At 65.0% G+C, this 12786-nt stretch carries 13 protein-coding genes; 6 read left to right on the top strand and 7 right to left on the bottom strand.

Translation table 11 applies throughout. The features are described 5' to 3' along the window. Positions 1-4 precede the first annotated feature (4 nt). Genes urtC through ASD71_RS27695 form a run of 5 tightly spaced genes read left to right on the top strand, consistent with a single transcriptional unit; the run spans position 5 to position 4174 of the window. Positions 5-1126: an urea ABC transporter permease subunit UrtC gene (urtC, locus tag ASD71_RS15225; RefSeq protein ID WP_056565435.1), complete on the top strand. Its 1122-nt coding sequence runs from the start codon at positions 5-7 to the stop codon at positions 1124-1126. Beyond that, on the top strand, positions 1123-1866 hold the full coding sequence (urtD, locus tag ASD71_RS15220) for an urea ABC transporter ATP-binding protein UrtD (RefSeq protein ID WP_056565432.1): 744 nt from the start codon (positions 1123-1125) through the stop codon (positions 1864-1866). The genes urtC and urtD overlap by 4 nt, the downstream gene beginning before the upstream one ends. Before the next feature lie 14 nt (positions 1867-1880). Further along, on the top strand, positions 1881-2573 hold the full coding sequence (gene urtE, locus ASD71_RS15215; RefSeq protein WP_056565429.1) for an urea ABC transporter ATP-binding subunit UrtE: 693 nt from the start codon (positions 1881-1883) through the stop codon (positions 2571-2573). Positions 2574-2601: 28 nt separating this feature from the next. After that, the gene (gene fmdA / locus ASD71_RS15210) at positions 2602-3831 is read left to right on the top strand and encodes a formamidase (RefSeq protein WP_056565426.1); all 1230 of its coding nucleotides are present in this window, start codon (positions 2602-2604) and stop codon (positions 3829-3831) included. After that, positions 3767-4174, top strand: coding sequence for an FmdB family zinc ribbon protein (locus ASD71_RS27695; RefSeq protein ID WP_369818955.1), 408 nt, complete (start codon positions 3767-3769; stop codon positions 4172-4174). Before fmdA ends, ASD71_RS27695 begins: the two co-directional genes overlap by 65 nt. A gap of 36 nt (positions 4175-4210) precedes the next feature. Here the strand turns inward: ASD71_RS27695 and ASD71_RS15205 are convergent, their stop codons facing one another. The 5 genes from ASD71_RS15205 to ASD71_RS15185 are packed head-to-tail and all read right to left on the bottom strand — an operon-like array spanning position 4211 to position 9309. Continuing rightward, on the bottom strand, positions 4211-5500 hold the full coding sequence (locus tag ASD71_RS15205; protein WP_056565424.1) for a TRAP transporter large permease: 1290 nt from the start codon (positions 5498-5500) through the stop codon (positions 4211-4213). 3 nt (positions 5501-5503) lie between these two features. Continuing rightward, positions 5504-6112, bottom strand: coding sequence for a TRAP transporter small permease subunit (locus ASD71_RS15200; RefSeq protein ID WP_056565422.1), 609 nt, complete (start codon positions 6110-6112; stop codon positions 5504-5506). A 16-nt stretch (positions 6113-6128) separates the two neighbouring features. Then, positions 6129-7187: a TRAP transporter substrate-binding protein gene (locus ASD71_RS15195; protein WP_056565419.1), complete on the bottom strand. Its 1059-nt coding sequence runs from the start codon at positions 7185-7187 to the stop codon at positions 6129-6131. A 59-nt stretch (positions 7188-7246) separates the two neighbouring features. Continuing rightward, positions 7247-8629 (bottom strand): amidase, encoded by a 1383-nt coding sequence (locus ASD71_RS15190; protein ID WP_056565416.1) that lies wholly within the window; start codon positions 8627-8629, stop codon positions 7247-7249. Next, positions 8626-9309 carry an RraA family protein gene (locus ASD71_RS15185; RefSeq protein WP_056565413.1) on the bottom strand — a complete coding sequence of 228 codons (684 nt, stop codon included), beginning with the start codon at positions 9307-9309 and terminating at the stop codon, positions 8626-8628. Before ASD71_RS15185 ends, ASD71_RS15190 begins: the two co-directional genes overlap by 4 nt. 115 nt (positions 9310-9424) lie before the next feature. Between ASD71_RS15185 and ASD71_RS15180 the strand changes: the two genes are divergently transcribed. Then, entirely contained in the window at positions 9425-10357 is a 933-nt protein-coding gene (locus tag ASD71_RS15180; protein WP_056565410.1) for a LysR family transcriptional regulator, read from the top strand. 83 nt (positions 10358-10440) lie between these two features. On the opposite strand, the gene ASD71_RS15175 is transcribed toward ASD71_RS15180, so the two are convergent. Beyond that, on the bottom strand, positions 10441-11439 hold the full coding sequence (locus ASD71_RS15175) for a tripartite tricarboxylate transporter substrate binding protein (protein ID WP_056565407.1): 999 nt from the start codon (positions 11437-11439) through the stop codon (positions 10441-10443). 298 nt (positions 11440-11737) lie between these two features. Then, positions 11738-12766 (bottom strand): methionine synthase, encoded by a 1029-nt coding sequence (locus tag ASD71_RS15170; RefSeq protein ID WP_056565404.1) that lies wholly within the window; start codon positions 12764-12766, stop codon positions 11738-11740. Between the last annotated feature and the right edge of the window lie 20 nt (positions 12767-12786).

The raw sequence follows: 12786 nt of genomic DNA, 5'->3' as shown, positions 1-12786 counted from the left end.
CATCATGCAGAAATTCTTCCGCAATGTCGTGGGTGGGCGCGAAGGGCTGGCCGGGCTGGCGATCCTGGCGCTGCTGCTCTTTGTGGTGTTTCCGCTGGGGCTGGACGTCTTCCGGCTCAACCTGATCGGCAAATACCTGTCCTATGCCTTTGTCGCGCTGGGCCTGGTGCTGTGCTGGGGCTATGGCGGCATCCTGAGCCTGGGCCAGGGCGTGTTTTTCGGTCTGGGCGGCTATTGCATGGCCATGTTCCTGAAGCTGGAAGCCTCGACGCCGGAGGCCACCAAGATCCAGTCCACGCCCGGCATCCCTGACTTCATGGACTGGAACCAGCTGACCTCGCTTCCCTGGTTCTGGGTGCCGTTCAAAAGCTTCTGGTTCACATTGATGGCGGTGCCGGTGCTGCCCTGCCTGCTGGCGTTGATCCTGGGCGTGGCCATGTTCAAACGCCGCGTGGGCGACACCTATTTCGCCATTGTGACGCAGGCCGTGGCCCTGATCCTGTCTGTCCTCATCATCGGCCAGCAAGGCTGGACCGGCGGCGTCAATGGCATCACCGATCTGAAGACGCTGCTGGGCTGGGATATCCGCACGGACAGCGCCCGGCTGACGCTGTACTTCATCAGCGGCGTGCTGTTGTTTGCCTGCATCCTGTTTGGCCGCTACCTGCTCTCGTCCAAACTGGGCAAGCTCTTGATGGCCATGCGCGACAAGGAAGAACGCGTGCGCTTCTCGGGCTATGACGTCGCCAGCTTCAAGGTCTTTGTCTTCTGCGTGGCCGCCGTGTTCTCGGCCATAGGCGGGGCCATGTTCACCCTGCAGGTCGGTTTCATGTCGCCTTCCTTCGTGGGGATCGTGCCTTCCATTGAGATGGTCATCTTCGCCGCGGTCGGCGGCCGCCTGTCGCTGCTGGGGGCGGTCTACGGCACGCTGCTGGTCAACTTCGGCAAAAGCTATTTCTCCGAGAGTTTCCCGCAGCTATGGCTATTCCTGATGGGCGGCCTGTTCATTGCCGTCGTGATGGCCTTCCCCAATGGCCTGGCCGGTCTGTATCACCAATACACCCAGAAGCGGCTGGCGCGCAAAGCATCGCGCCGGCAGGCGGATGGCGCCGCGGAGGCAGCATGAACCTATCAGCGTTCGCGTTGTACATCGAGGGCCTGACCGTCTCGTTCAACGGCTTCGTCGCCGTCAATGACCTCAATCTTTATGTCGATCAGGGAGAGCTGCGCGTCATCATCGGTCCCAATGGCGCCGGCAAGACCACGCTGCTGGATCTGATCTGCGGCCGCACCAAGGCCACCGCCGGCTCCATCCGCTTCAAGGACACGGAGCTGACCGGCCTGGCCGAATATGAAATCGTGCGCGCCGGCGTGGGCCGCAAGTTCCAGACCCCTTCCATCTACGAAACCCTTTCCGTGCGCGAGAACCTGGAGGTGTCGTTCCCGGCCGGTCGCAGCGTGCTGGGCGCGCTGACCTTCAGGCGCAGTCCGGCCGTGCTTGAGCGGGTCGAGCAGGTCGCGGAGGAGATTTTTCTGGCCGACCAGCTCGACCGCTCGGCTGAGTTGCTCTCGCACGGTCAGAAGCAATGGCTGGAAATCGGCATGCTGCTGATGCAGGAGCCCGAGCTGATGATGCTGGACGAACCGGTGGCCGGCATGAGCGTGTCCGAGCGCGAGCGCACCGCCGAACTGCTCAATCGAATCAGCCGCAACCGATCGCTCATCGTGATCGAGCATGACATGGAGTTCGTCAAGAACATCGCGCACAAGGTCACGGTGCTGCATCAAGGCCAGGTGCTGGCCGAGGGCAGCATGGAAAAGGTGCAGTCCGATCCACGCGTCATTGAAGTCTATCTCGGCCATTGAGGCCAGGAGGCAATATGTTCAATATCGCTGGCCTGGTTTCAGGCTATGGCCAAAGCAAAGTCATCCACGGCGTCGACCTTGCCGTGGCTTCCGGTGAAATCGTCGCCGTGATGGGCCGAAACGGCATGGGCAAGACCACGCTGTTCAAGACCATGATGGGCATGCTGCCCACCCTGCATGGCTCGATCTCGCTGGACGGTAAGGCGCTGGAGCGCCTGGAGAGCCACCAGCGCGTGCGCAGCGGGGTGGCTTACGTGCCGCAGGGCCGCATGATCTTTCCGACGTTGACCGTCGAGGAAAACATCCGCACCGGGATGCGCGGGCGGGCACTGCGCAACACCATACCGGAAGACATCTACGCCCTGTTTCCGGTGTTGCACGACATGCGTGCCCGGCGTGGCGGCGACCTGTCGGGCGGGCAGCAGCAGCAGCTTGCCATCGCCCGCGCTTTGGTCACGAACCCGCGTGTGCTGCTGCTGGACGAGCCCACCGAGGGCATACAGCCGTCCATCATCAAGGACATCGCCCGCAGCCTGCTGGAAATCCGCAAACTGCGCAATCTGGCCATTGTGGTGTCCGAACAAGTATTGAGTTTCACCATGCAGATCGCCGATCGGCTCATCGTGATCGACAAGGGGCGCTTCGTGCACGAAGACCCGCGCGAGCGCGTTGACGAGAAGACGATCAGCAAATACCTGTCTGTCTGAAGCCGTTTTCCACTCAAAGGAGCATGACATGCCTGAAACCCTGATCAAGGTCGACCTGGCCCAATCCCCCTACGAAAACGAAGGCGTGCACAATCGCTGGCATCCGGATATCCCCATGGCGACGTGGGTCAGGCCAGGCGATGATTTCGTGCTGGAAACCTACGACTGGACCGGCGGAGCGATCAAGAATGATGACGATGCCTCCGATGTGCGCGACGTGGACCTGTCCACGGTGCACTTCCTGTCCGGCCCGGTCGGCGTCGAAGGCGCCGAGCCCGGCGACTTGCTGGTGGTGGACTTGCTGGATATCGGCGCCAAGCAGGAAAGCCTGTGGGGCTTCAACGGCTTTTTCAGCAAGAACAATGGCGGCGGTTTTCTGACCGAACACTTCCCCTCCGCGCAGAAATCGATCTGGGATTTCGAAGGCATGTTCACGACCTCGCGCCATATCCCTGGTGTGCGCTTCGCTGGCCTGATCCACCCGGGCTTGATCGGTTGCCTGCCGGACCAGGCACTTCTGGATAAGTGGAATGAGCGTGAACAGAAGCTGATAGACAGCGATCCGGAGCGCGTTCCGCCCCTGGCCAATCCGCCGGCGCCCAAGACGGCGCACATGGGCAAGCTCAAGGGCGCCGAGCGGGATCGCGCCGCCGCCACCGGCGCACGTACCGTGCCGCCGCGCGAGCACGGCGGCAACTGCGACATCAAGGATCTGTCGCGCGGTTCCCGGGTGTTCTTCCCGGTCTACGTCAAAGGCGGCGGTCTGTCGGTCGGCGACCTGCACTTCTCGCAGGGCGATGGCGAGATCACCTTCTGCGGCGCCATCGAAATGGCGGGTTGGGTCCATATGCGGGTGTCGCTCATCAAGGGCGGCATGGCCAAGTACGGCATTCGCAATCCCATCTTCAAGCCCAGCCCCATCACGCCCAACTACAAGGACTACCTGATCTTCGAAGGCATTTCGGTCGATGAAGGCGGCAAGCAGCATTATCTGGACGTGCACATTGCCTATCGCCAGGCTTGCCTGAACGCGATCGAATACCTGAAGAAGTTTGGCTATTCGGGCGCGCAGGCGTACTCGATCCTGGGTACGGCCCCCGTGCAGGGCCACATCAGCGGCGTGGTGGACATTCCCAATGCCTGCGCGACGTTGTGGCTGCCGACCGAGATCTTCGACATCGACATCCAGCCCAATGCGCTGGGCGACGTGCCGCAGATCAAGCGTGGCATGGACATGCCCATCGCCAAAGACCTTTGAGGAGCCCCGCATGCCGCTCTATGACTATCGCTGCCAGGACTGCGGCGAGTTCTCTGTGCTGAGGCCTTTGTCGCAATGGCGTGACCTTGCGTCCTGCCCCGAATGCGGTGTCGCCTGCGAGCGTTGTGTCAGCGGGGCGCCAGCAGTCTCGGCGCTGTCGTCAGCAATGAACCGCGCCCGCGCCGTCAACGAACGCGCGGCCCACGAACCCCGCAGCACCCGTGCGGGCCACGGCATGGGGTGCGGTTGTTGCTCCGGCGCGAATGCCGCGGGCCGAACGCGCCAGACCGCTGACGGCGGAAAAACCTTCGCTGGCGCGCGGCCATGGATGATCAGTCACTGAAGGTGGGCATGCCCTGGGCGGGGCAAAGCCCCGCCCTCAAAGCGTAGCCATCTTTCCCGGCAACCACAGCGCCAGTTGCGGCACTGCCAGCAACAGCACGATCATCAGCAACAGCATCGCCAGGAACGGCAGCACGCCCACCACCACATCCATGAATTTTCCCTGCCCGCGCACGCTGTGCACGACGAACAGATTCATGCCGAACGGCGGCGTGAGCTGGCCCATTTCGCACAGCACGATCAGCAGCACGCCGAACCACACCGGGTCGTAGCCCAGCGCCATGACGATGGGCACGGTGAGCGGCGCGGTGGTGACCAGCATGGCAAGCGTGTCCATGAAGCAGCCGAGCAGGATGTAGAACAGGATGATGGCCAGCATCATGCCCAGCGGCGGCAGGTCCAGGCTGGTCACGGCATTGACCAGCAAGGTGGTCAGGCCGATTGAGGACAGCACGAAGTTCAGGAAGAACGCGGCCAGCGTGATCAGGATGATCATGCCGGTGGTGCGCAGTGTGGCTTCGAAGGCGCGGCCCAGCATTTCCCACGTCAGCACGCGCTTGTAGGCGCACAGCAGGGTGGCGGCCACCACGCCGAGCGCGGCCGACTCGCTGGCGGTGGCGATGCCGCCGTAGATCACGCCAATCACCAGCGCGAAGATCGCGAGCGGCGGCACCAGGTGCGGCAGGGCGGCGATGCGTTCGGCCCAGCTCACCGTGGGGCGTTTGCCGGCGAGGCCCGGACGCCACAGGCACAGGCCCACGATCAGTGCGATGAAGAGCGCGGTGAGCAGGATGCCGGGCAGCGTGGCGGCCAGGTAGAGCTTGGGCACCGATACGTTGGCGATCAGCGCGTACACGATCATGTTGATCGACGGCGGGATCAGGATGCCGAGCGTGCCCCCGGCCGCGATCGAGCCCAGGAATAGCGGCGCGTTGTAGCCCGACCTGCGCTGTTCGGGCAGCGCCAGCGTGGAGATCGTGGCGGCGGTGGCGACGCTTGAGCCGCTGGTGGCCGAGAACAGGGCCGAGGCGCCGATGTTGGCGTTCATCAGTCCGCCCGGCAGCCACGACACCCACTTGGACACGGCGCCGTACATGCGGCCGGCCACGCCGGAATGCACCAGCAGCTCGCCCATCAGGACATAAAGCGGAATCGCCACCAGCAGGAATTCGGCGCTGGTGCCCCAGGCCAGTTCACCGATGGCGTTGGTCAGTTTCAGCGGGGAATAGACGCCGGCCAGGCTCATGCCCAGGAGGCCCACGGTGGCGGCCGCGGTCACGCTCAGCGCCAGGAGGCCGAGCAGCATGGAAATCGTCATTATCAGCATGGCTCACTCCTGGGGTTGCGTGCGCGCGGGTACGGGTGCGTCGGCGGTTTCTTCTTCGATGCCCTCTTCCACCGAGTGGATGCCGATCAGCGCATTGACCGCCTGCCAGCGGCCGCGCATCACGCGGCCCAGCGCGCTGGCGCCGAGCACCACGATGGTGAGCAGGAAGAACGCGTAGCCGGCGAACCAGAGCGATTGCGGGATCCATTGCGGCACCTGCAGCGGCGTGTTGGACACCGACTGGAAGGCGATGGAGTCGGCCAGCACGAACCATGCGTGCCACGTCAGCGTGCCCACGAACAGGCCCAGGCAAGCCAGCGCGAACAGGTCGAGCACGACGCGCGTCTTGGCGGGAAGATGCGTGTAGACCACGTCGACCCGGATGTGCGAGCGGCGTAGCAAGGTGATGGGAAAGGCCCAGGCGCTGGCCACCGCCAGCGTGTAGCCGGCCAGCTCGTCGGCGCCGCCGAGCGAGACGCCCGCGACCTTGCGTGCGATCAGGTCGGCCACGATGAGCCAGGACACCAGCAGCAGCCCGAGGCCGCCTAGCCATGCGCCTATGCGGGACACGCGCTCGATGAGGCGTAACGAAGCATGCGTTTCTGTCGTCATGAGAGTTCCTTGAAGTTCAGCGCAGCGTCACGCCCAGGGCCTGGCCCACGGACGCGCTCCAGTTGGCGGCGCATTCCTCGCCGCAGCGCCGCGCCCAGCGGCTCGCCATCTCGGTGGCCACCTCGCGCAATGTGTCGCGCTCGGCTTCGGAGGGCGCGGTGGCTTGCATGTCGGCCTGCGTGTGGATGCGGCATTCGCCCTGTCCGGTGTTGCAGGCGAGCGCATAGTCGCCCTCGCGGCCGGTCTCGTCCCACAGGCGCTCTTCCAGCACCTGCGCCTCCTTGAGCATGAACTGCTGCACGGCGGGATCCAGCTTCTGCCAGCGGCGTTCGGCGATGGCGTAGAAGCCGATAGACCAGTCGATGGGGAGCAGATACAGATTCTTGGCGACGTCGTACCACTTCGCGGCGTTGCCCGAGCCGATGCCGGTCACCGCGCAATCGACCACACCGGTCTGCAGCGCGGGAATGACCTCGGCAAACGGTATGGTCACCGGCGAGGCGCCCAACGCGCGCACGTATTCGGCCATGTTGCTGCCTCGGGTGCGCACCTTGCGTCCCTTCAGATCGGCCAAGGTCTTTACCGGCGCGCGGCAGAAAAACACCTGCGCGGTGTACGGCACGGTGGCCAGCAGCCGCACGCCGTGGCGCTTGAGCATGCGCTGTTCCAGCACCGGCCGGTAGGCCGCCACCATCTTGCGCGCCGTGGCGTAGTCGGTCGCCATGCCGGGCAGGTCCACCCCCTCGAAGGTGGGGTCGTCGCCGCTGACGAAGGCGAACACGCCCATGCCGACGTCGAGCGCGCCGGCGCGCATGAGGCGCACGATCTCGGGGCCTTTCAGGCCGCTCTCGGACAGGCCGATCAGTTCGGCTGTGACCTGGCCGCCGGAGGCCTCGGGTAGCGTCTTTTCCCAGAACGGCTTTTCAACCGCGCCGAAGGTGTAGTTGTGGCTGCCGCCGCCGACGACCGCAAAGTGGGTCTCGGGCAAGGCAGCGGTCTGGGCGCGGGCGGATCCGGCCGCGGCGAACGAGGTTGCGACGGCCGCCAGCAGCGCCGCCAGAATGCTTCGTTTCATGTTTTCCCCCTGTTTGTGTATGGGCGCGCGCGCCGCGCGCGCCCTGCCACGGCATCGGGTTATGCCGCGGTCGCCGGTGCGCGGGTATCGGCGCGCACGCGATGCCAATCGGAATGACGCTGGAACACCTCGGCCAAGAACAGCGCCAGCCGGTCTTCGCCGCCCGGACAGAGAATCTGCAGGCCGGTGGGCAGATCCGCGTCGTCGCGGCCGTTGGGCACCGATACGCCGCACATCTGCAACAGATTGCCGATACGTGTGTAGTGCACCGGCGCGTTGCCGTGATCGACCTCGTCGAGCGGCAGCGCGGTGGTAAGCGTGGTGGGCGTGAGCAGCCCCGCCACGCCCTGCAGCCGCGCTTCCATCGCCGCCTGCAGACGGTCGCGCTCGCGCAGCGCAGCGAGGTAACGCAGCGCCGGCACGCCGAGGGCAGCAAGCAGGCGCGGCCGCACTGAGTCGTCGACGGGAAGGTCGAGGTCGGTCATCTCGCGCTCGAACGAGGCCACGCCTTCGGTCATCATGATGTCGCCCGTCACGGCCTTGAACTCGGACAGCGTGGCGGGCGGCGTGATTTCCACGATCTGCGCGCCAAGGCTCTGATACAGCGCGATGGATTCTTCATAGGCGCGTCGCACGGCGGGCGTGACGTCGGTCAGGAAGGCCTCTGGCAGACGGCCGAGCGTGACGCCGGCGATGCCGAAGCGCGACGCGTCGAGGGGCTCGCGCCACTCGCCCGGTGCGGCCGGCGTCAGCGCGTCGAACACCACGCGCGCGTCCGCGGCGCTGTGCGCGAAAATGCCGACGCTGTCGAGGGTCTGGCTCAGCGTGACCACGCCGCGTGCGGAAATGCGGCCCACGGTCGGCTTGAAGCCTGTGATGCCGCAGTAGCTGGCGGGCACGCGCACCGAGCCTCCGGTGTCGGTGCCAATGGCGGCCGGAGCCAGGCGTCCGGCCACCGCGACGGCCGAGCCACTGCTCGATCCGCCGGGAATGCGGTGCACGCGGTCATCCCAGGGATTGCGGGGCGTGCCCATGTGCTGATTCGGACCCCACGCGCCCATGGCGAACTGCACCATGTGGGTCTTGCCCAGGATGATGGCGCCGGCGCGCTGCAACTGCTGCACCAGGTCGGCCGTGCGCGAGGCGATGGTATTGGCGTGGATCGGCGAGCCGATGGTGGTCGGATGGCCTGCGATGTCGATCAGGTCCTTCAGCGCGATCGGCACGCCGTGCAGCGGGCCGAGCCAGATGCCCTGGTCCAATTGCAGGTCGGCTGCGCGCGCGGCGGCCAGCGCCTCGTCGGCGTACACGGCCACATAGGCGTGCAGCCAGCCGTCGAGCGCGGCGATGCGTGCAAGGAAGTCGCTCACCAGCGCTTCGGATCGCAGCTCGCGGCGGCGCAGCCGCTGTGCGAGGTCGGTGACGTCGAGGTCGATGCTCATGTGTTTGCTCCTTGGGCCGCTGCGATGGCGCGTTCAATCAGCGCGCGCGAGCCCACGATGTCGGGGAATTTCTCGCCGGCGCGCAGGCGCGCCAGGGTGGTCTGTTCCTGAGTCTGAAAGTCGATGGCTTGCTGTGTGGCGGCGCGCACCGCTGCGCGATCAAGCACCAGCACGCCGTTCTCGTCGGCCAGCACGGCCGCGCCAGGCCATACCGACACGCCGCCGCAATGAATCGTGCCGCAGAACTCGCCCTCGTGACCCAAGAGGCGCGTGGTGATGGGAGAAGGTCCGCGCGACCACACCGGCATGCCGTGCTGGCGCAATTCGCCCAGGTCGGTCACCAGGCCGTCCACGATGATGCCGGCCACGCCGGCCTGCTTGGCGGCGTAGGCCATCGCGCCGCCAAAGGCCGCCGTCACGGCCTCGCCGGCCCGGTCGATCACCAGCACGTCGCCGGGGCGCACGCAGGCCATCGCATGGTGCAGAATGCCGCCATCGTTGCCGGGCATGCGCACCGTCACGGCCGGCCCGGCGATGCGCACGTCCTGCTGATGCGCACGGATGTCGCCACGCATGAAACCGGTGGTCTGGAAGTGGCCGATGGTGGCCGGCTCCGCCTTCAGCAGCAGTGCCAGATCCTCGGGCGGCAACGGCGCGGGCATGGGATGAATCAGATACATCGTGTCGTCTTCACTACAATGAAAAAGGCTCGGAAGCCGGTGAAAAAAAGGTATCACGCGGGCTTTCCGGGCCAATAATCAAAGTTTCGGCGCAGTTTGAAAAAGAGTTCTTATCATGCGGATTACCCTAAGCCAGCTTGAGGCCTTTTACTGGACCGCCAAGCTGGGCAGCATCCACGCGGCCGCGCGCCATCTGCACGTGACGCAGCCGGCCGTCTCGGCACGCCTCCGCGAACTCGAAGGCGCGCTCGAGGTGCAGCTCTTTGATCGCTCGCGCCAGCGGGTGACGCTGACCGACGTGGGCCAATCGGCGCTGCGCCACGCCGAGAGCGCGCTGCACAGCACGCGCCAGCTCGAACATTTTGGCAAGGACCGCAGCCTGGGCGGCAAGCTGCGGCTGGGCGCGGACGAGTGCTCGGCCAATGTGGGCCTGACCGCCGTGATCGCGCAGCTCAAGGAACACTATCCCTCGCTCGCGCTGGAGATGACGGTGGACGTGGGATCGGTGCTCAACAGCAAGCTCAACGCGGGCGAGCTGGACATGGCGCTGCTGACGAATCCGGCCACGGGCGACACCATCACCGACGTGTTCATCGGCTGGATGACGTTTCACTGGGTGGCCTCGCCCACGCTGCACATCACGGCCGATCCGTTTCGCGCCGAGCATGCGCGCGGCCATCACATCGCCACGCACTCGCCGCCTTCCACGCTGTACACCGTGGTTGAAAATTGGCTGGCCTCGGGCGGCGTCGATATGTCGGGGCCCAGCACCACCAATTCGCTGGCGCTGATATCGCGCCTGATCGCGGCTGGCCACGCCATCGGCATCCTGCCGGTGCCGTTGCTGCAGGACATGCTCACGATGGGCGTGTTGCGCGCCCTGCCCGCGGATCCGCCGATCCCGCCGGCACGCTTCTACATCTCGTATCTGACGGCCTCGCACGGTGCGCATATCGATTCGATCGTGGACATCACGCGCGACACGCTCACGCGACTTAACTTCCTGGCGCCCATCGACGCCGCGCCGGGCCACGCTGGCGGAGCATGACAACGGGGCCGCGCAAGCGGCCCCGATCTGGCGTCAGGTCTTCGCACGCGGCTCGGCTAGCCCGGACCGTGTGGCGTCAGATATCAATCGATACGTGCGCCCGACACCCGTACTACCTCGCCCCACTTCTCTACTTCGGCATCCACCAGCGTCACAAATTGCTTGCGATCCGTGAGTTGCGGAATCACCAGACCCACGGCGCCTAGCTTTTCCTGAATGGCGGGCGACTGCATGGCGGTGCGGGTGGCCTCGAACAGTTGCTGGAACACCGGCGCCGGCACGCCGGCCGGGGCGGACAGGCCAAACCAGTATTCGGAGGAAAAGCCCGGATAGCCGCTTTCGGCCACCGTGGGCGTGTCGGGATAGGTGGGATTGCGCTTGGCGCTGCCGATGGCAAGCGCGCGCAGCTTTCCGGCGCGCACGTGCGGCAGCGCCGTGTCCTGATTGACGAACAGCACGTCGACGCGGCCCGCGAGCACGTCGTTGATGGCGGCCGAGCCGCCGTTGTACGGCACATGCATGATGTCGAGCTTGGCGCGCTGCTTAAGCATTTCCATGCCTAGATGGCCGGTAGTGCCGTTGCCCGATGAGGCGTAGGAGTACTTGCCGGGCTCCTTGTGCACCAGTGCCACGAACTCGGCCAGCGTCTTGGCCGGAAAGCCGGGCGCGGTCACAAGTACGTCCGCGCCGAAGGCGAGGATCGCGATCTGGTCGAGCTGATCGAGCTTGTAGGGCAGCTTGCTGTAAAGGCCCTGGTTGGTGGCGATGCCCACGCCCGACACCAGCAGCGTGTGACCGTCGGGCCGCGCCTGGGTCACATAGGCGGTTCCGATGTTGCTGTTGGCGCCGCCCTTGTTCTCAACCACGATGGTGGTCTTGAGCGCCTTGCCCATCTCGGAGGCGAGCAGGCGCCCGATGAAGTCGGTGCCGCCGCCAGCGGGGAAAGGCACGACCAGGCTGATGGGCTTGTCACCCGGGAAGTCCGCGGCCTGAGCGGGCGCGGCGGCTCCGGTCAGGACCATGCCGGCGATCAGCGCTGGCGCCAACAACTTCAGAAACGTGCTGCGAACGGACGATGCCATCCCTGCCTTGCGGCCTGCTTTTCCCACGGCGTGCATGGTGTGATTCCCTTGAGTGTTATGAATCGATCTTCGAAACGCAGGGAAAAATTAGCACGCGGGTTTGGGCGGCAAGTAATCACAATTGGCCGCTGATTTGAGAGATTTTTCTTATTACGGGTAATCCCGGCGTGGGTTGGCGGGTTGGCTTGGGATCCATGGTCGCCCGGCGCAAAAAAAGGGGTTCGCTCAACAATGAGCGAACCCCTTTTTCATTGTGCGCAGCGACGCTATCCCGCCGCGCCGCTTGCTGCCTGCATCATCAACGCGCCAGTTCGCGGCGGATAATCTCCGCACCCGCGCTCAGCGCGTTCAGCTTGCCCTTGGCCACCGCACGCGGCAGCGGCGCCATGCCGCAGTTGGTGCACGGATACAGCTTGTCGGCATCCACGAACTTGAGCGCCGTGCGCAGCGTGTTGGCGACTTCCTCCGGCGTTTCGACGGTGTGGTTGGCCACGTCGATGGCGCCGACCATGACCTTCTTGCCGCGAATCAGTTCGATCAGGTCGATGGGCACGTGCGAGTTATGGCATTCCAGCGAGACGATGTCGATGCTGGACTTCTGCAGCTTGGGGAACGATTCCTCGTACTGGCGCCATTCCGAACCCAGCGTCTTCTTCCAGTCGGTGTTGGCCTTGATGCCGTAGCCGTAGCAGATGTGCACGGCGGTTTCGCACTTGAGGCCTTCGATGGCGCGTTCCAGCGTCGCGACGCCCCAGTCGTTCACTTCGTCGAAGAAGACGTTGAAGGCGGGCTCGTCGAACTGGATGATGTCGACGCCGGCGGCTTCGAGTTCGCGCGCTTCCTGATTCAGGATCTTGGCGAATTCCCAGGCCAGCTTTTCGCGGCTCTTGTAGTGGGCGTCGTACAGCGTGTCGATCATGGTCATGGGACCGGGCAGCGCCCATTTGATCGGCTGCTTGGTCTGCTGGCGCAGGAACTTGGCGTCTTCGACGAAGACGGGCTTCTGGCGGCTGACGGCGCCGACGACGGTGGGCACGCTGGCGTCATAGCGGTCGCGGATGCGGACGGTTTCGCGCTTTTCGAAATCAACGCCGTCCAGGTGCTCGATGAACGTGGTGACGAAGTGCTGACGCGTTTGTTCGCCATCGCTGACGATATCGATGCCCGCCAGTTCCTGTTCTTTCAGGGCCAGGATCAAGGCGTCCTGCTTACCCTCGATCAGTTGTTCGTCTTGCAGGCTCCAGGGCGACCAGAGCTTTTCGGGCTGGGCGAGCCAGGAGGGTTTGGGCAGGCTGCCGGCGGTCGAGGTGGGCAAAAGTTTTTTCATTGCGGGGTGTCCGTCTGTGT

The sequence above is a fragment of the Achromobacter sp. Root565 genome (assembly GCF_001427425.1).
Lineage (GTDB): Bacteria > Pseudomonadota > Gammaproteobacteria > Burkholderiales > Burkholderiaceae_B > Achromobacter > Achromobacter spanius_D.
Note: the sequence above shows the minus strand (reverse complement) of the source record. Positions and strands in the feature narration are given on the sequence as shown.